Genomic DNA, 18,060 nt, shown 5'->3' with positions numbered 1-18,060 from the left:
ACCCGACCGGCGATCAACCGCCGGTCGCTGCTGCCTCTGGCGCCGCCTGCGGGGCGGGCGGCAGCGCACTGCGGCCGGCCTTGGCCAACAGGAAGTCGATGCAGGTGCGTACCGCGCGCGTCTGGTGCCGGTTGGGCATGTACAGCAAGTACATGTGGGTGCCGAAGATGCTCAGCCGGTAGTCCTGCAGCGTGGTCAGCACCTCGCCGCTGGCGATCTTGTCCTGCACCACATAGTCCGGCACCACGCCCACGCCCAAGCCCGCCAACACACCCTGGCGCAGGAAGGGAAAGTGCTCTGAGATCAGTGTGGGCTCCAGCATCACCTCTTGCCGCTCCAGCCCCTGGTAGGCCGCCAGGCGCAACTGGCGCCCCATCACGCCGGCCGTGATCACCGGGGCATTGCGCAGCTCCAGCAGCGTGCGCGGCAGGCCGTGGCGCGCGGCGTAGTCCAGCGATGCGCAGGCCACATAGCGCACGTCGCCCAGGCTGCGCGCCACCACCGACAGCGGCGGCTCCTGGATCACGCGGATGGCGATGTCCACCTCGTCGCGCAGGTTGTCGGCGCGGTTCTCGAACAGCACGTCCAGCACGATGCCCGGGTACAGCTGCTTGAACTCGATCATCCAGTCGCTCATCACCATCTGGCCGTAGCCGCTGGGCACGCTGATGCCCACGCGCCCGCGCAGCTCCTGGCCCAGGCTGGTGATGGTCTCCTGTGCGGCGGCCAACTCGTTGCGCACATTGCGGCCATGTTCATACAGGCGCAGCCCCACCTCGGTGGGCTCCACGCGGCGCGTGGTGCGCTTGACCAGCTGCACGCCCAGCGACTTCTCCAGCTGCGCCAGGTGGTAGCTGACGTTGGCGCGGGTCATCTTCAGCTTGCGCGCGGCCTGGCTCAGGTTGCCGCTGTCCACGATCTCCACCAGCAGGGTCAGGGCATTCAGGTCCATGTCAGGCTCCGGTGGAAGGTGGGTATTTGTTCAAAAGGATTTGACTCTCTGTCAATTTGACTGTGGATTGTAAAGAACCATTATCAGAACAAGAATGCGACTTTTCCGTTACGAGACACCGGAGACGTACGCATGAGCCCTGCCGCCCAGGCCCCTGAAGTCCAGACCCGCCGCGAAGGCGCGGTGCTGGTGGTCAGCATCAACAACCCGCCCGTCAATGCCCTGGGGCAGGCGGTGCGCGCCGGCTTGCTGGCCGCGGTGGAGCAGGCCGAGGGCGATGCCGCCGTGCGCGCCCTGCTGATCGTGGGCGAGGGCAAGGCCTTCATCGCCGGTGCCGACATCCGCGAGTTCGGCAAGCCCCCGGTGCCGCCGTCGCTGCCCGAGGTGTGCAACCGCCTGGAGTCCTGCGGCAAGCTGGTGGTCGCCGCCATCCACGGCGCCGCGCTGGGCGGCGGGCTGGAAGTGGCGCTGTCTGCGCACTACCGCCTGGCCTTGCCCGCGGCCAGCCTGGGCCTGCCCGAGGTGAACCTGGGCCTGCTGCCCGGCGCCGGCGGCACCCAGCGCGCGCCGCGCCTGATGGGCGTGAAGGCGGCAGCCGAGCTGATGCTCAGCGGCAAGCATTTGAGCGCCAAGGCCGCCGCCGCGGCGGGCCTGGTGGACCGACTGGTCGAAGGCACCGACCCCGTGGCCGCCGGCCTGGCCTACGCCAACGAGCTGCTGGCCCAGGGCGCGCAGCCGCGCCGCACGCGCGACCTGCAGATTGCCGACAAGGCCGCCGCGCTGGCCGAGCTGGACGCGCTGGCGCTTGAGACCGCCAAGAAGACCCGCGGCCTGTTCTCGCCCGGCAAGATCGTGGAATGCGTGCGAGCCGCTGTGGAGCTGCCGTTCGACGAGGGCATCGCCAAGGAGCGCGCGCTGTTCGTCGAATGCCTGAACAGCCCGCAGCGCCAGGGCCTGGTGCACGCGTTCTTCGCCGAGCGCGAGACCGCCAAGATCCCCGAGGCGCAGGCCGCCGCGCCGCGCCACTTTGCCAAGATCGCCATCATCGGCGGCGGCACCATGGGCGCGGGCATCACCGTGGCCGCGCTGGACGCAGGCCTCACCGTGACCATGATCGAGCGCGACGCAGAATCCATCGCGCGCGGCCAGAAGAACGTCGAGAAGGTCTACGACGGCCTGATCGCCAAGGGCCGCATGACCGCGGAAGGCAAGGCCGCCATCCTGGCGCGCTACACGCCCAGCACCCGCTACGACGACATCGCCGATGTGGACCTGGTGATCGAGGCCGTGTTCGAGGACCTGGAGGTCAAGAAGGCCGTGTTCAAGGAGCTGGACCGCGTCTGCAAGCCGGGCGCGGTGCTGGCCACCAACACCTCGTACCTGGACATCGACGCGATTGCCGCAGTCACCTCGCGCCCGCAGGATGTGATCGGCCTGCATTTCTTCAGCCCGGCGAACATCATGAAGCTGCTGGAGATCGTGGTGCCCGCCAAGGTGGCGCCCGACGTGGTGACCACCGCCTTCGCGCTGGCCAAGAAGATGAAGAAGGTGCCCGTGCGCGCCGGCGTGTGCGACGGCTTCATCGGCAACCGCATCCTGGCCGTGTACAAGCAGGCGGCTGACTACCTGATGGAAGACGGCGCCAGCCCCTACGAGATCGACGAGGCCGTGCGCGGCTTCGGCTTTGCGATGGGCCCGTTCCAGGTGACCGACCTGGCCGGTGGCGACATCGGCTGGGCCACGCGCAAGCGGCGCGCCGCCACGCGCGACCCCCAGGCCCGCTACGTCGAGGTGGCCGACCGCGTCTGCGAGCGCGGCTGGTTCGGCCAGAAGACCGGCCGGGGCTTTTACCTCTACCCGCAGGGCGCCCGCGTGGGCCAGCCCGACCCCGAGGTGCTGGCCATCGTGGACGCCGAGCGCGCCAAGAAGGGCATCACGCCGCGCCAATTCACGGCCGACGAGATCATGCGCCGCTACATGGCTGCCATGGTCAACGAAGGCGCCAAGGTGGTGCAAGAGGGCATTGCCCTGCGCCCGCTGGATGTGGACGTGACCTTCCTGTCCGGCTACGGTTTTCCGCGCTGGCGCGGCGGCCCGATGAAGTGGGCCGACATGACGGGCCTGGACAAGGTGCTGGCCGACATCCGCGCCTTCGAGAAGGAAGACCCGCTGTTCTGGAAGCCCGCGCCGCTGCTGGAAAAGCTGGTGGCCGAGGGCCGCAACTTCGACAGCCTGAACAAGGCAGCTTGATTCTCTGGCCGATTATCAAAAACAGGAGCTGCCAGCGCTTGTCATTCAAAGGTTTCAATGGGTTTTCATGCTTGAAGGCCCGTTGAACAAGCGCTAGCAGCTATCAAAAACACAGCATCCCGAGACACCCAGGAGACCCGCCATGCGCGAAGCCGTCATCGTTTCCACCGCCCGCACGCCGCTCACCAAGTCGCACCGCGGCGAATTCAACCAAACCCCGGGCGCCCAGTTGGGGGCCTTCTCGGTGCAGGCCGCCGTGCAGCGCGCCGGCATCGACCCCGGCCTGATCGAAGACCTGGTCTGGGGCTGTGGCTACCCCGAGGGCACCACCGGCCGCAACATCGGCCGCCAGACTGCGCTGCGCGCCGGCCTGCCGGTGACGGTGGGCGGCACGGTGATCAACCGCTTCTGCTCCTCGGGCCTGCAGGCGATCGCCGTGGCCGCAGGCCGCATCGTGCTGGAGGGCGTGCCGGCCATGGTCGCCGGCGGCGTGGAGAGCATCTCGCTCATGAACCCCGCCGGCCGCAGCGGCGCCTCGCACCTGGACCCCTGGCTGGTGGAGCACAAGCCCGCGCTGTTCATGGAAATGATCGACACCGCCGACGTGGTGGCGCAGCGCTACGGCATCACGCGGGAAGACCAGGACGCGTTCTCGCTGCAAAGCCAGCAGCGCACGGCGGCCGCGCAGGCCAGTGGCGTGTTCGACAACGAGATCGTGCCCTGCGCCACCACCATGGCCGAGAAGAACAAGGAAACCGGCGAGGTGACCTACCGCGAGGTGGTCGCCACCATGGACAACTGCAACCGCCCCGGCACCACGCTGGAGGGCCTGGCCAAGCTGGAGCCCGTGAAGGGCGCGGGCAAGTTCGTCACCGCGGGCAATGCCTCGCAGCTGTCCGACGGCTCGGCCGCCTGCGTGATGATGGAAGCCAAGGAGGCCGAGCGCCGCGGCCTGCAGGCCCTGGGCGCTTTCCGCGGCTTTGCGGTGGCGGGCTGCGAGCCCGACGAGATGGGCATCGGCCCCGTGTTCGCCGTGCCGCGCCTGCTGGAGCGCGCGGGCCTGAAGGTCGAAGACATCGCCCTGTGGGAGCTGAACGAGGCCTTTGCCTCGCAGGCCCTGTACTGCCAGCGGCAGCTCGGCATTCCCATGGAGCGGCTGAACGTCAACGGCGGCGCGATTTCCATCGGCCACCCGTTCGGTATGACGGGCGCGCGGCTGGCCGGCCACGTCTTGCTGGAAGGCCAGCGCCGCAAGGCCAAGGACCCGTCCGTGAAATGGGCCGTGGTGACCATGTGCATCGGCGGCGGCCAGGGCGCGGCCGGGCTGTTTGAAATTTTCTGAAGAGACTCCCATGGATCTGCAATTCACCCCCGAGGAGCAGGCATTTCGCGACGAAGTGCGTGCGTTCCTGAAAGACAAGCTGCCCGCGCGCATCGCCGCCAAGGTCAAGGCCGGCCAGCGCCTGACCAAGGAAGACCAGGAGGAATGGCACGCCATCCTCAACGAGCGCGGCTGGCTGGCCAACCATTGGCCCCAGGAGCACGGCGGCCCCGGCTGGGGCGCGGTGCAGAAGTTCATCTTCGACACCGAATGCGCGCTGGCCGGCGGCCCGCGCATCGTGCCGTTTGGCGTGAACATGCTCGGCCCGGTGCTGATCAAGTACGGCAACGAGCAGCAAAAAAAGTACTGGCTGCCCCGCATCCTGAACGGCGATGACTGGTGGTGCCAGGGCTATTCGGAGCCTGGCGCGGGCTCCGATCTGGCCTCGGTCAAGACCACGGCCGTGCGAGTCACTGACGAAACAGGCGACCACTACATCGTCAACGGGCAAAAGACCTGGACCACCCAGGGCCAGCACGCCAACATGATCTTCTGCCTGGTGCGCACCAACAAGGAAGCCAAGGCGCAGGCCGGTATCAGCTTCCTGCTGGTGGACATGACGGCGCCCGGCGTGGAGCTGCGCCCCATCCGCACGCTGGACGGCGACAAGGAAGTCAACGAAGTCTTCTTCACCGACGTGAAGGTGCCCGTGGAAAACCTGGTCGGCGAAGAGAACAAGGGCTGGACCTACGCCAAGTACCTGCTGACGTATGAGCGCACCGGCATCGCCGGCGTGGGCTTTTGCATCTCGGCGCTGGCCAAGCTCAAGGTCATCGCCGCCAAGGTGCACAAGAACGGCAAGCCTTTGAGCCAGGACCCGCTGTTCGCCGCGCGCATGGCGCGCGTGGAGATCGACCTGGAAAACATGAAGACCACCAACCTGCGCGTGATCGCCGCCGTGGCCGGCGGCGGCGTGCCCGGTGCGGAAAGCTCCATGCTGAAGATCCGCGGCACCGAGATCCGCCAGGAAATCCTGTCGCTGATCCGCCGCGCCATGGGGCCGTATGCCGTGCCCTACATCGACGAGGCCCAGTACGAGGGCTGGAACGAGGCGCCCGTGGGCGGCATCGACGAGGCCGCCACCGCCGCGGCCAGCTACTTCAACTACCGCAAGCTGTCGATCTTCGGCGGCTCCAACGAAATCCAGAAGAACATCATCTCCAAGATGATCCTGGGCCTGTGACCGAACCGCGCGGGAAGAAAAGCACATGAACTTCGCACACACCGAAGACCGCCGCATGCTGGCGGACACGCTCGGCCGCTTCGTCTCCGAGCAGTACGCCATCGAGGCGCGCAACCGCATCGCCTATGGCGACGAGGGCCACAGCCCGCAGCTGTATGCGCAGTTGGCCGAACTGGGCGCCATCGGCGCGCTGTTTCCCGAGTCCGAAGGCGGCTTTGGCGGCGCGGGCTTTGACATCAGCGTGGTGTTCGAGAGCCTGGGCCGCGGCCTGGTGGCCGAACCCCTGCTGGGCGCGCTGGTGGTGGGCCAGGCGCTGATTGCCGCGGGCAGCGACGCGCAGAAGGCGCGGCTGGAAGACCTTGTGGCCGGCACCGCCATCGCCGCGCTGGCGCATGACGAGCCCGGCGGCCACTACGAGCTGAACCGCGTGACCACCACTGCCGCACGCACGGCCAGCGGCTGGGAGCTGAACGGCGCCAAGGGCGTGGTCGCCTTCGGCGAAAAGGCCGACCTGCTGCTGGTTTCGGCACGCACGGCCTGCGGGCCGCTGGACGAGGCGGGCATCAGCCTGTTCCTGGTCGATGGCAACGCGGCCGGCATCGCCAAGCGCGCCTACAACCGCTTCGAGGGCGGCCGTGCGGCCGAACTCACCTTCAACAATGTGCAATTGCCGGCCGATGCGCTGCTGGGCGCCGAGGGCGAGGGCCACGCCGTGCTGCAGCACATCGCGGGCTATGCGCTGCTGGCGCTGTCGGCCGAGTCGCTGGGCGCGATGGACGTGGCCAAGGACATGACGCTGGAATACCTGCGCACGCGCAAGCAGTTTGGCGTGGCCATCGGCACCTTCCAGGCGCTGCAGCACCGCATGGCCGACCTGCTGCTGGAGGTGGAGCAGGCGCGCTCGGCCGTGATCAACGCGGCCGACGCCATCGACAACGCCCAGGGCGCCGCGCGCGAACGGGCGCTCTCCGCCGCCAAGTACACCGTGGGCTACGTGGGCACGCTGGTGGCCGAAGAAAGCATCCAGCTGCATGGCGGCATCGGCATGACCTGGGAGCTGCCGCTGGCGCACTACGCCAAGCGCCTGGTGATGATCGACCACCAGTTTGGCGACGAAGACCACCACCTGCAGCGCTTCATGGCCCTGCCTGCCTGAGGTAAATACCGGCAGCATCCCTCTTCCTCGCTGGAAGAGGGGGTTAAAGATAAAAAATGCTCAGAACGGTTGCGCGGAAAGCGCTGATAGCTACAAAATAAATAGCAAAGGAGATGACCGTGACCGACAAAGCCCTGGACAACGCGCCCGACAGCGTCCTGCTCACCCGCCGCGAAGGTGCCGTGCTGGTGTTGTCCAACAACAACGTGGCGGCGCGCAATGCGCTGTCCCCCGCCTTCTATGCGGCCGTCACCCAGGCCCTGACGGATGCTGCGGCCGACCCCGCCATCGGCGCCGTGGTGCTGACCGGCGAGGGCGGGCATTTCTGCGCCGGCGGCGACCTGCGCCAGCTGGCCAGGCGGCGCGAGCTGCACGTCGAAGAGCGCCGCGCCAAGCTGGAGGGCCTGCACAACCTGATCCGCGCGGTGCGCGACTGCCCCAAGCCCGTGATCGCAGCGGTAGAGGGCGCGGCCGCGGGCGCCGGCCTGTCGCTGGCGCTGGCCTGCGACATGCTGGTGGCGGCAAAGAACGCCGTGTTCTCGGTGGCCTACGTCAAGGTGGGCCTCACGCCCGACGGCGGCGCCACGGCCTTTCTGGCCGAGTTTGTCTCGCGCCAGGTGCTGACCGAGCTGTGCCTGACGGGCGAACGCATCAGCGGCGAGCGCCTGCACCAGCTGGGCCCCGTCAACCGGCTGTCCGAGCCCGGCCAGGCTCTGACCGATGCGGTGGCGCTGGCTGCGCAGGTGGCCAGCGGCCCCGCATGGACCATGGCCCGCATCAAAGAGCTGTGCCGCGCCGCGCCGCGCACCACGCTGGAACAGCAGCTGGAGCTGGAGGCGCAGTTCATGGTGCGCTCACAAGAGACTGACGAGTCGCGCGAAGGTATCGGGGCCTTTCTGGAAAAGCGCGCCCCCGACTACACGAAACTGCGCGGCGCGCACTGATTTTCGTATTGGCCGATATCCAAGGAGACAAGCCCATGGCATCCAACGCACCGACCCACGACATCGACTTTCCGCTCGACGGCGTGAGGGTGCTTGATCTTTCCCGCGTGTTCGCCGGGCCGCTGTGCGGCCAGGTACTGGCGGACCTGGGGGCCGAGGTCATCAAGGTGGAACACCCGGGCCGCGGCGACGATACCCGCGACTGGGGCATGCGCATCGGCAAGACCGAGACCACCTACTACAACAGCATGAACCGCAACAAGCGGTCCATCACCCTCGACCTGCAAAGCCCCGAGGGGCTGAAGATCGTCCACGAGCTGCTGCCGCAGTGCGACGTGGTGATCCACAACTTCAAGACCGGTGGCGCCGAGAAGCTGGGCCTGGGCTACGAGCAGCTCAAGGCCCTCAAGCCCGACCTCATCTACTGCGCCGTAGCCGGCTACGACACCAGCGGCCCCGAGGCCAAGCGCCCCGGCTACGACCTGGTGATCCAGGGCGAGACCGGCCTCATGGCGCTCAACGGCGAGGCGGGCACGCCGCCGCTGAAGTTCGGTGTCGCCGTGGTGGACCTGATGACCGGCATGTACGCCGGCCAGGCCGTGCTGGCGGCGCTGTTCCAGCGCAGCAGAACGGGGCGCGGGCGCCTGATCGAGATGGCGCTGTACGACTGCGGCCTCACCATCACCGGCTACTACGGCCTGGACGCGCTCAAGCTCGGCCATGACCCCGAGCGCTACGGCAACGCGCACCCGTCCATCGTGCCGTACGGCATGTACGAGTCCGCTGACGGCCCGCTGATCATTGCGGTGGGCAACAACGCGCAGTTCGACAAGTTCTGCCGCCAGGTGATCGAGCGGCCCGACATCGTCGAGGACCCGCGCTTTGCCACCAACGTGAACCGCGCCAAGCACCGGCTGGAGCTGGGTCCCATGCTCAAGGAGCTGATCGCCACCTTCCCGCGCGACCTGCTGCTGCAGCGCCTGACCGCGGCCGGCATCCCCTGCGGCAAGGTGGCAGGCTTGCACGAAGCGCTGACCAGCGAGCGCACGCGCCGCGGCCGCCTGGTGCAGGACATGCCGCACCCCGTCGAGGGCACCACGCCGGTGTTCGCACCGCCGTACCGGCTGGACGGCCAGCGCCTGCCGATCCGCAATGCCCCGCCCACGCTGGGAGAGGGCACGCGTGAGGTCTTGCACCGGCTGCTGGCGCTCAGCGATGAGCAGCTGCAGGCCTTGCAGGCGCAGGGCGTGCTGACGCTACCGCCGCAGTGAGCTATCTAAAAGATAGCTGCCAGCGCTTGATGGGTCAGCGCTGGAACCATTTTTTATTCTAGGAGACTCATGAAATTTTCTGCAATCACCCGCCGCACCGCACTGGCCCTGGCCGCCGCGCCCCTGCTCGCCAGTGTGGCCGGCGGCGCCATGGCGCAGGCCGCCTGGCCCGACAAGATGGTCAAGCTGATCGTCCCGTTCCCGGCGGGCGGCCCCACCGACACGGCCTCGCGCATCGTGGGCCAGAAGCTGGCCGACCGCCTCAAGCAGCCCGTGGTAGTGGAAAACCGCGCGGGTGCCTCCGGCTCGATCGCTGCCGCACAGGTCGCCAAGAGCCCGGCCGACGGCTACACGCTGATGATGCTGGCCACCCCCACGCTGCTGGCGCCGCACCTGTACAAGAAGGCGGGCTACGACACGGTGAAGGACTTCACGCCCGTGGCCATGGTGTATGACCTGCCCATCGTGGTGGTGGTCAACCCCCTGCAGCTGCCCAAGGTGACCGACCTCCAGGGCCTGATCGACCATGCCAAGGCGCAGAAGGTGCCGATGAACTACACCAGCTCGGGCACGGGCAGCTTCGGCCACCTGAGCATGGAACTGCTCAAGCAGATGGGCGGCTTCGACATGCAGCACGTGCCCTACAAGGGCAGCGCCCCTGCCATCACCGACACCATCGGCGGCCAGGTGCCCGTGATGTACTCGGACCTCATCGCCGCACTGCCGCACATCCAGGCCGGCAAGCTGCGCGCCATCGCCGTGGGCTCGCCCCAGCGCGTGGGCGTGGTGCCCGATGTGAAGACCATTGCCGAGCAAGGCTTCAAGGGCTACGAGGCCGTGTCCTGGGGCGGCCTGGTGGCGCCCTCGGGCACGCCCAAGGCCGTCGTGGACCGCGTGGCCCATGAGGTGCGCCAGATCCTGGCCGAGAAGGAAGTGCAGGACCGCCTGCTGGGCGCCGGGGCCATTGCCCATTTCATGGACCCCGCCCAGATGGGCCAGCGCGTGCAGCAGGACTACACGCGCTGGGGCCAGATCATCCGCGACAAGGGCATCGCCAACGACTGACCACGCCATGAAGACCCGCATCACCGAGCTCTTCGGCATAGAGCACCCGATCCTCCAGGGCGGCATGCACCACGTGGGGTATGCCGAGCTGGCCGCAGCCGTCTCCAATGCCGGCGGGCTGGGCATCATCACCGGCCTGACGCAGAAGACGCCCGAGCTGCTGGCGCAGGAGATCGCACGCTGCCGCACGATGACCGACAAGCCGTTCGGCGTGAACCTCACGTTCCTGCCGTCGGTGAATCCGCCCGACTACCCGGGCTATGTGAAGGCGATCATCGAGGGCGGCGTGAAGATCGTCGAGACGGCAGGCAACAACCCGCAGAAGTGGATGCCCGCGCTGAAGGAGGCCGGCATCAAGGTCATCCACAAGTGCACCTCGGTGCGCCACGCGCTCAAGGCCGAGTCCATCGGCTGCGACGCGATCAGCGTGGACGGCTTCGAATGCGGCGGCCACCCGGGCGAGGACGACATTCCCAACTTCATCCTGCTGCCGCGCGCGGCCGAGGCTTTGACGATCCCCTTCGTCGCCTCGGGCGGCATGGCCGACGGGCGCAGCCTGGTGGCCGCGCTGGCGCTGGGTGCCGAGGGCATCAACATGGGCACGCGCTTCATCGCCACGCAAGAGGCGCCGGTGCACGACAACGTCAAGCAAGCCATCGTCGCGGCGACCGAGCTGGACACGCGGCTCATCATGCGCCCGCTGCGCAACACCGAGCGCGTGCTGACCAACAGCGCCACCGAGCGGGTGCTGGACAAGGAGCGCGCGCTGGGCGCCGCCATCACCTTTGCGGACATCGCGCCCGAGGTGGCTGGCGTCTATCCGCGCATCATGCAGCAGGGCGACATGCAGGCCGGCGTGTGGTCCTGCGGCATGGTGGCCGGGCTGATCCATGACGTGCCCACCGTGCAGCAGCTCATCGATTCCATCATGGCCCAGGCCGAGGCACTGATCGCCCAGCGCCTGGCGGGCATGCTCCGATAACCCCCCCTACAGAAAGAGACTACCCATGAAAATCCTCGTCCCCGTCAAACGCGTGGTGGACTACAACGTCAAAGTCCGCGTCAAGTCGGACGGCAGCGGAGTGGACATTGCCAACGTCAAGATGAGCATGAACCCCTTTGACGAAATCGCCGTGGAAGAGGCGGTGCGGCTCAAAGAAAAAGGCGTGGCCACGGAAGTGATCGCGGTGAGCTGCGGCGTGGCGCAATGCCAGGAAACGCTGCGCACGGCGATGGCCATTGGCGCCGACCGCGGCATCCTGGTGGAAACCGATGCCGAGCTGCAACCCCTGGCCGTGGCCAAGCTGCTCAAGGCCCTGGTGGACAAAGAGCAACCGGGCCTGATCATCCTGGGCAAGCAAGCCATCGACGACGACGCCAACCAGACCGGCCAGATGCTGGCGGCCCTGGCCGACCTGCCCCAGGCCACCTTCGCCAGCAAGGTCGAAGTCGCCGGCGACAAAGTGAGCGTCACACGCGAAGTCGACGGCGGCCTGGAAACCCTGCAACTGACCACCCCGGCCGTCATCACCACCGACCTGCGCCTGAACGAGCCGCGCTACGTCACGCTGCCCAACATCATGAAGGCCAAGAAAAAGCCGCTGGACACCGTCAAACCCGAAGACCTCGGCGTAGACGTGGCCCCGCGCCTCAAGACCCTCAAGGTGGCCGAACCCCCGAAGCGCGGCGCCGGCGTGAAAGTGCCCGACGTCGCCACGCTGGTGGACAAGCTCAAGAACGAAGCCAAGGTCATCTAAAGGCAGGACAGGAGAAACAACATGACCGTACTCGTCATTGCAGAACACGACAACGCCAGCCTCAAGGCCGCCACCCTGAACACCGTCACCGCCGCACTCGCCTGCGGGGGCGACGTGCACGTGCTCGTAGCCGGTGAAGGCGCGCAGGCCGCCGCCCAGGCCGCCTCCCAAATCGCAGGCGTCGCCAAAGTCCTGCACGCCGACGGCGCCAGCCTGAAGGACGGCCTGGCCGAGAACCTGGCCGCCCAGGTGCTGCAGATTGCCGGCAACTACAGCCACATCCTGTTCCCGGCCACCGCCAGCGGCAAGAACGTCGCCCCGCGCGTGGCCGCCAAGCTGGACGTGGCGCAGATCAGCGACATCACCAAAGTGATCTCCGCCGACACCTTCGAGCGCCCCATCTACGCGGGCAACGCCATCGCCACCGTGCAAAGCGCGGACAGCGTCAAGGTCATCACCGTGCGCGGCACCGGCTTTGACGCGGCGCCCGCCACGGGCGGCAGCGCCGCGGTGGAAACCACCGCCGCCGTGGCCGACGCCGGCAAGAGCAGCTTTGCAGGACGCGAAGTCACCAAGAGCGACCGGCCCGAGCTCACCGCCGCCAAGATCATCGTCTCGGGCGGCCGGGCGCTGGGCAGCAGCGAGAAGTTCAACGAAGTCATGACCCCGCTGGCGGACAAGCTGGGCGCGGCCATTGGCGCCAGCCGCGCAGCGGTGGACGCGGGCTACGCCCCGAACGACCTGCAGGTGGGGCAAACGGGCAAGATCGTTGCGCCGCAGCTGTACATCGCGGCGGGGATCTCGGGGGCCATCCAGCACCTGGCAGGGATGAAGGACAGCAAGGTGATCGTGGCGATCAACAAGGACCCGGAGGCACCGATCTTTGCGGTGGCCGATTATGGGCTGGAGGCCGATCTGTTCCAGGCCGTGCCGGAGATGGCCTCGCGCCTGTGACCTGCCTTGGCGCGGCGCAGGGCGCCCGGCGCAGCCGCGCTTTCGTTCGTCCGGCGGGAGCACCCGCGCCCGCAAGAACCCTGCCGGGGACTTCGTCGAGAGCCATGCAGGCATGCGGAGTCACCGCGTTCACCCGACGATGGTCTCGGTGCCTCGCGGTGCGCGGCCTTGGGACAGGGCAGGGGGCCGAAGCTCAGGCCGCCCCACCCGAGCCGCGCGTGCCCGAGGAGGGCAGCGGCAGGCCCAGCATCGCACAGGCCACGGCCTCGCCGACCTTGATGCCGTCCACGCCGGCCGAGAGGATGCCGCCCGCGTAGCCCGCGCCCTCGCCGGCGGGGTACAGGCCGGCGGTGTTCAGGCTCTGGAAGTTGTCGCCGCGGCCGATGCGCAGCGGCGACGAGGTGCGCGTTTCCACGCCCGTCAGCACCGCGTCGTGCATGTCGTAGCCACGGATCTTGCGGCCGAAGGCGGGCAGGGCCTCGCGCATGGCCTCGGTGGCGAAGGCGGGTAGGGCGTCGTCCATGCCGACCAGCGTGACGCCGGGCTTGTACGAGGGCTGCACGTCCCCCAGCGCGGTGGATGCGCGGCGCGCCAGAAAATCGCCCACGCGCTGCGCGGGGGCGTTGTAGTTGCCGCCGCCCAGGCGGTAGGCGTTCGACTCCAGCTGGCGCTGCAGCACGATACCGGCCAGCGGGTGCACCTGCCCGGTGGGCAGAGTGTCCACGCCGTGGGAGGCGCCCAGCGCGGCCTCGAAGGCCGCGGGGTCGCGCGGATAATCCTGCGGGTCCACGCCCACCACCATGCCGGCGTTGGCGTTGCGCTCGGCGCGCGAATACTGGCTCATGCCGTTGGTGACCACGCGCCCGGGCTCGCTGGTGGCGGCCACCACGGTGCCGCCGGGGCACATGCAGAAGCTGTACACGGTGCGCCCCTGGCTGGCGTGGTGCACCAGCTTGTAGTCGGCCGCGCCCAGCAGCGGGTGGCCTGCATGCTTGCCCCAGCGCGCGCGGTCGATCACGCTCTGCGGATGCTCGATGCGCACGCCCACGGAGAACGGCTTGGCCTCCATGGCCACACCGTGCGTGTGCAGCATGGCGAAGCTGTCGCGCGCGCTGTGGCCCAGGGCCATGACCACGTGATCGGCGCGCAGCTCCTGCACTGCGCCGCTGGCCAGATCGCGCACGCGCAGGCCGCGCAGGTAGCGCCGGCCGGCGGTGTCGGTTTCGATGATCACGTCGTCCACACGCTGCTCGAAGCGCACCTCGCCGCCCAGCGCGATGATCTGCGCGCGCAGCGACTCCACCACTTTCACCAGCTTGAAGGTGCCGATGTGGGGGTGGGCCACGTACAGGATCTCGGGCGGGGCGCCCGCTGCGACGAATTCCTCCATCACCTTGCGGCCCAGGTGGCGCGGGTCCTTGATCTGGCTGTAGAGCTTGCCGTCGCTGAAGGTGCCGGCGCCGCCTTCGCCGAACTGCACGTTGGACTCGGGGTTCAGTTCGCGCTTGCGCCACAGGCCCCAGGTGTCTTTGGTGCGCTCGCGCACGGGCTTGCCGCGCTCCAGCACGATGGGCCGGAACCCCATCTGCGCCAGCACCAGCGCCGCGAAGATGCCGCAGGGCCCGAAGCCCACCACCACCGGGCGCTGTGCGGGCGCTTCGCCAGCGCAGTCCACCGGGTGCCAGGCCATGTCGGGCGTGGGCTGGATGTGCGGGTGGCCGGCATGGCGTGCCAGCAGGGCGCCGGCCTGGGACGCGTCCGCGAGCTGCAGGTCCAGGATGTACACCGCCATCAGGTCGGCCTTGCGCGCGTCGAAGCTGCGTTTGTGCACGTGCAGGGCGGCGATGGCGGACTGGGGCACGCCCAGCACCTGTGCGGCCTGGGCGCGTAGCAGGGCGTCGGGGTGGGTGTCGGCGTCGTAGGCGCCGGCGGGCAGGGCTGCCAGCGGCAGCTTGATTTCGGAGAGGCGAATCATGGGGTGCGGCCCGTGACTATCGGGCGGTGCCAAAGAGGAGGGCGATCATAAGGGAGCGCCGCACGGTCATGACCGGTGAGGAGAACTCAATTTGCTATTGTATTAATAGCTGCTTGCGCTTGTCTGAAAAGCGCTAGGGGCTGTTTTTTCTTGAGAATTGGTGGTCGGCTGATGCCGCCGCCACCACAGCTCGGTCGCCAGCAGGGCCAGCGCCGCGGGCGCGAGCGGCGCGAAGTAGTACACCGCGCGGAAGGCCAGCACCACGGCCAGCGCCTGGCTCACGGGCAGGTGCACGGCCAGCACGGCCGTGCCCACGGCCTCCAGCACACCCAGACCGGCGGGGATGCGCGAGACCAGCCCGGCCACCGCGCCCAGCAGCACCGTGGCCAGCGCCGCGGCGTAGGGCACCTGCTGGCGCGCCAGCACCCACACGGACGCGGCCATTAACGCCCAGTGGGTGCACGACAGCACCAACTGCAGCAGCGCCACGCGCCAGGTCGGTAGCGGCAGGCGTCGCCCACGCAGCATCAGCGGTCGGTGCCCGCCGCGCTGCGCGCACAGCGCCAGGTAGCCCAGCGCCACGCAGGCCAGCACCGTGCCCAACCAAGGGAGCTGGCCGCTGCCCATACGCCAACCCTCGGGCAGCGGCGGTGTCCAGGCCCAGAACAGCGCACAGGCCAGCACGCAGTAGCCCAGCCAGTTGGTGGCGATGGACAGGCTGATCACCTGCGCGATCTGGCCCACATCCAGGCCCTGGCGCGAATACAACCGGTAGCGCACCGAAGCGCCGCCGATCAGCGAGCCCAGGTTGAGCGTGAAGGGGTAGGCGATCAGCGTGACGCCCATGGTGCGGGCGACGCCCAGCCCGTGGCGTACCACGTGGCGACCGAACAGGTCGAAGCACCCGTACACCAGGTGCCCGGCCCAGGCCAGGGCCGCGGCTGCGGCCAGCGTGGGCACAGGCAACGCGCGCAGCGCCTGCCATACGCCGGGCCAGTCCACCTGCAGGCCCTGGCGCACCAGCAGCCATACCACCAGGGCGGCCACCGCTGCCATGGCGAGCCCGGCCAGCCAGCGCCAGCCCCGTAACCGGCGCCACCCGCTGCGGCGACGGCGGTGCGCGGTGTGGACAGGCGAAGTGGCAGGGCCGTGCATGGGCTGCCTTGCCTCAGGACGCGCGCGCAGTTTGGTCAGCGGGCGGCTCGGCCTGCATGACGGCGATGGCGGGCTCGTGTCGCGGCAGCCAGCCCGCCCAGGCGGGAAACCAGCGCATGAGGTGGTACACGCAGTAGCCGCGCAGCAGGCGCAGGGCCTCCCAGGCGCCGCGCGGAGCGGGCTCCACCTGGCGGCAGTGCCGCTGCATCAGGCGCGACAGGCGCTGATACAGCAGCGCATTGAAGGAGGCATCGCGGATGACGACGTTCGCCTCCAGGTTGAGCGACAGGCTCAGGGGGTCGAGGTTGCTGGAGCCCACGGTAGACCACTCGCGGTCCACCAGCGCCACCTTGCCGTGCAGCGGGCGCTCGCAGTACTCGTAGATGTGTACTCCCGCGCGCAGCAGGTGGTCGTACAGCAGGCCGGCCGCGGTCTTCACGATGGGCATGTCGGGTTCGCCCTGCAGGATCAGGCGCACGTCCACCCCGCGTCGCGCGGCGCGGCGCAGCTCGCGCACCAGCCGGTAGCCGGGGAAGAAATACGCGTTGGCGATCACCACGCGCTCGCGCGCGGCCCGCAGGGCGATACGGTAGTGGCGCTCGATGTCGTTGGTATGCCGGTGGTTGTCGCGCGTGACGAACATGGCGTGGGCCGAGCCCGCCGCGGGCAGCTGCGGCAGCGGCTCGTGGCGGTGGGTGCGCTGGGCAGACGGGGGCAGGACCGCCATGCGGGTGAAGCGGTGCATGTGCGCCACGATGGGGCCATGCACCTCGACGGCATAGTCTTGCTTGGCCTGCGGGCCGAAGTCCGCCACATGGTCCGCCGAGTAGTTGATGCCGCCGATGAAGCCCAGCGTGCCGTCCACCACCACGATCTTGCGGTGCATGCGCCGCAGCACGTTCAGGCGCTGGCCGAAGAGGCGCCGCCCTGGGTCGAACACACGAAAACGCACGCCCGCCTGCACCAGGCTGTCGACAAAATGATCAGGCAGGTCGGGCGAGCCAAAACCGTCCACCAGCAGGTTCACCGACACGCCGCGCCGCGCCGCCTGCAGCAGCGCCGCGTGCAGCCCCTGGCCGATGTGGTCGTCGAACAGGATGAAGGTCTCCACCATCACCTCGCGCTGCGCCTGGGCAATGGCCTCGAACACACGCGGGAAGAACTCCTCGCCGTTCTCCAGCAGGCGAAAGTGGTTGCCGGGTATCCAGCGCGAGGACGGTCGCGGGCGCATCACAGGAGGATCTCCGCGGCCAGCGGCGCATGGTCCGACAGGCGGTTCCAGGGCCTGCGCGGCAGGCTCATCGGCGTGTGCACCGAGGTGCCGCGCACATAGATGCGGTCCAGCGGCAGCAGCGGCAGCGATGCGGGAAAGGTGCGCACGGCACGCCCGCAGGCTTGCACGAACACTTCATGCAGGCCGGCTTCGCGCTGCAGCACGTCGTGCGCGCGGCCACGCCAGTCGTTGAAGTCACCCGCGACGATCACCGGGTCCTGCGCGGGAAACGAATGCACCAGCGCGGACACGCGGCGCAACTGCTGCTGGCGGTGCGCCTCCTGCAGGCCCAGGTGTACGCAGATGGCATGGACAGGCCGTGAATGCTGGGGCGGCTGCAGCACGCAGTGCAGCATGCCGCGGCGCTCCGGGCCGCTGACCGAGATGTCGTGGTTCTCGTAGTGCACGATCGGGAACTTGGACAGCAATGCGTTGCCGTGGTGGCCATCGGTGTAGACCGCATTGCGGCCATAGGCGTACTGCGTCCAGATGGAGTCGGCCAGGAACTCGTAGTGCGGCTCCTGTGGGAAATTGGTCACGCGCCCCGCATGGCGCTGGTGCGTGCCCAGCACCTCCTGCAGGAACACGAGGTCGGCCGATACCTGGCGCACCGCCTCGCGCAACTCGTGCAACATGAAGCGGCGGTTGAAGGACGTGAACCCCTTGTGCACGTTCACGGTCAGCACCTTGAACGCGACGGGGGAGGAAGAAGGCGGGTTCTGAGTCATGGGGAAATCCAATGCC

The 18,060-nt window shown here is 68.5% G+C and carries 15 protein-coding genes; 10 read left to right on the top strand and 5 right to left on the bottom strand.

Translation table 11 applies throughout. The features are described from left to right. Positions 1-13 precede the first annotated feature (13 nt). On the bottom strand, positions 14-952 hold the full coding sequence (locus tag K2L43_RS16370) for a LysR family transcriptional regulator (protein ID WP_015914296.1): 939 nt from the start codon (positions 950-952) through the stop codon (positions 14-16). 132 nt (positions 953-1,084) lie between these two features. On the opposite strand from K2L43_RS16370, the gene K2L43_RS16365 reads away from it, so the two are divergent. The 10 genes from K2L43_RS16365 (at position 1,085) to K2L43_RS16320 (ending at position 12,913) form a co-directional block, all read left to right on the top strand. Continuing rightward, positions 1,085-3,202 carry a 3-hydroxyacyl-CoA dehydrogenase NAD-binding domain-containing protein gene (locus tag K2L43_RS16365; RefSeq protein WP_220638011.1) on the top strand — a complete coding sequence of 706 codons (2,118 nt, stop codon included), beginning with the start codon at positions 1,085-1,087 and terminating at the stop codon, positions 3,200-3,202. Between the two features lie 142 nt (positions 3,203-3,344). Further along, on the top strand, positions 3,345-4,544 hold the full coding sequence (locus K2L43_RS16360) for an acetyl-CoA C-acyltransferase (protein WP_011806829.1): 1,200 nt from the start codon (positions 3,345-3,347) through the stop codon (positions 4,542-4,544). 10 nt (positions 4,545-4,554) lie between these two features. Next, complete coding sequence (locus tag K2L43_RS16355) at positions 4,555-5,766, top strand: acyl-CoA dehydrogenase family protein (RefSeq protein WP_011806828.1); 1,212 nt, start codon at positions 4,555-4,557, stop codon at positions 5,764-5,766. A 25-nt stretch (positions 5,767-5,791) separates the two neighbouring features. Beyond that, a complete protein-coding gene (locus K2L43_RS16350) occupies positions 5,792-6,922 on the top strand; it encodes an acyl-CoA dehydrogenase family protein (RefSeq protein ID WP_220638010.1) in 1,131 nt (376 codons plus the stop codon). A gap of 113 nt (positions 6,923-7,035) precedes the next feature. Then, the gene (locus tag K2L43_RS16345) at positions 7,036-7,866 is read left to right on the top strand and encodes an oxepin-CoA hydrolase, alternative type (RefSeq protein ID WP_220638009.1); all 831 of its coding nucleotides are present in this window, start codon (positions 7,036-7,038) and stop codon (positions 7,864-7,866) included. Between the two features lie 35 nt (positions 7,867-7,901). Beyond that, positions 7,902-9,137 (top strand): CaiB/BaiF CoA-transferase family protein, encoded by a 1,236-nt coding sequence (locus K2L43_RS16340; protein ID WP_047350714.1) that lies wholly within the window; start codon positions 7,902-7,904, stop codon positions 9,135-9,137. A 69-nt stretch (positions 9,138-9,206) separates the two neighbouring features. Continuing rightward, positions 9,207-10,202, top strand: coding sequence for a tripartite tricarboxylate transporter substrate binding protein (locus tag K2L43_RS16335; RefSeq protein WP_220638008.1), 996 nt, complete (start codon positions 9,207-9,209; stop codon positions 10,200-10,202). Positions 10,203-10,209: 7 nt separating this feature from the next. Beyond that, positions 10,210-11,184, top strand: coding sequence for a nitronate monooxygenase family protein (locus tag K2L43_RS16330; protein WP_220638007.1), 975 nt, complete (start codon positions 10,210-10,212; stop codon positions 11,182-11,184). 25 nt (positions 11,185-11,209) lie between these two features. Continuing rightward, the gene (locus K2L43_RS16325; RefSeq protein ID WP_220638006.1) at positions 11,210-11,959 is read left to right on the top strand and encodes an electron transfer flavoprotein subunit beta/FixA family protein; all 750 of its coding nucleotides are present in this window, start codon (positions 11,210-11,212) and stop codon (positions 11,957-11,959) included. A gap of 21 nt (positions 11,960-11,980) precedes the next feature. Further along, the gene (locus K2L43_RS16320) at positions 11,981-12,913 is read left to right on the top strand and encodes an electron transfer flavoprotein subunit alpha/FixB family protein (protein ID WP_011806821.1); all 933 of its coding nucleotides are present in this window, start codon (positions 11,981-11,983) and stop codon (positions 12,911-12,913) included. Between the two features lie 193 nt (positions 12,914-13,106). Here the strand turns inward: K2L43_RS16320 and K2L43_RS16315 are convergent, their stop codons facing one another. The 4 genes from K2L43_RS16315 to K2L43_RS16300 form a co-directional block, all read right to left on the bottom strand. Beyond that, the gene (locus K2L43_RS16315) at positions 13,107-14,888 is read right to left on the bottom strand and encodes an NAD(P)/FAD-dependent oxidoreductase (RefSeq protein WP_220638005.1); all 1,782 of its coding nucleotides are present in this window, start codon (positions 14,886-14,888) and stop codon (positions 13,107-13,109) included. A 102-nt stretch (positions 14,889-14,990) separates the two neighbouring features. Beyond that, positions 14,991-16,043, bottom strand: a complete 1,053-nt coding sequence (locus K2L43_RS16310; RefSeq protein WP_220638004.1) for a YbhN family protein — start codon at positions 16,041-16,043, stop codon at positions 14,991-14,993. A gap of 13 nt (positions 16,044-16,056) precedes the next feature. Next, a complete protein-coding gene (gene clsB, locus K2L43_RS16305; RefSeq protein ID WP_220639019.1) occupies positions 16,057-17,274 on the bottom strand; it encodes a cardiolipin synthase ClsB in 1,218 nt (405 codons plus the stop codon). Continuing rightward, entirely contained in the window at positions 17,274-18,044 is a 771-nt protein-coding gene (locus K2L43_RS16300; RefSeq protein ID WP_047349377.1) for an endonuclease/exonuclease/phosphatase family protein, read from the bottom strand. Before K2L43_RS16300 ends, clsB begins: the two co-directional genes overlap by 1 nt. Positions 18,045-18,060: the final 16 nt, after the last annotated feature.

Origin of the sequence: Diaphorobacter sp. MNS-0, from assembly GCF_019602835.1 — a bacterium.
GTDB lineage: Bacteria > Pseudomonadota > Gammaproteobacteria > Burkholderiales > Burkholderiaceae_C > Diaphorobacter > Diaphorobacter nitroreducens.
This window is presented reverse-complemented; position numbering and strand designations above follow the sequence as displayed.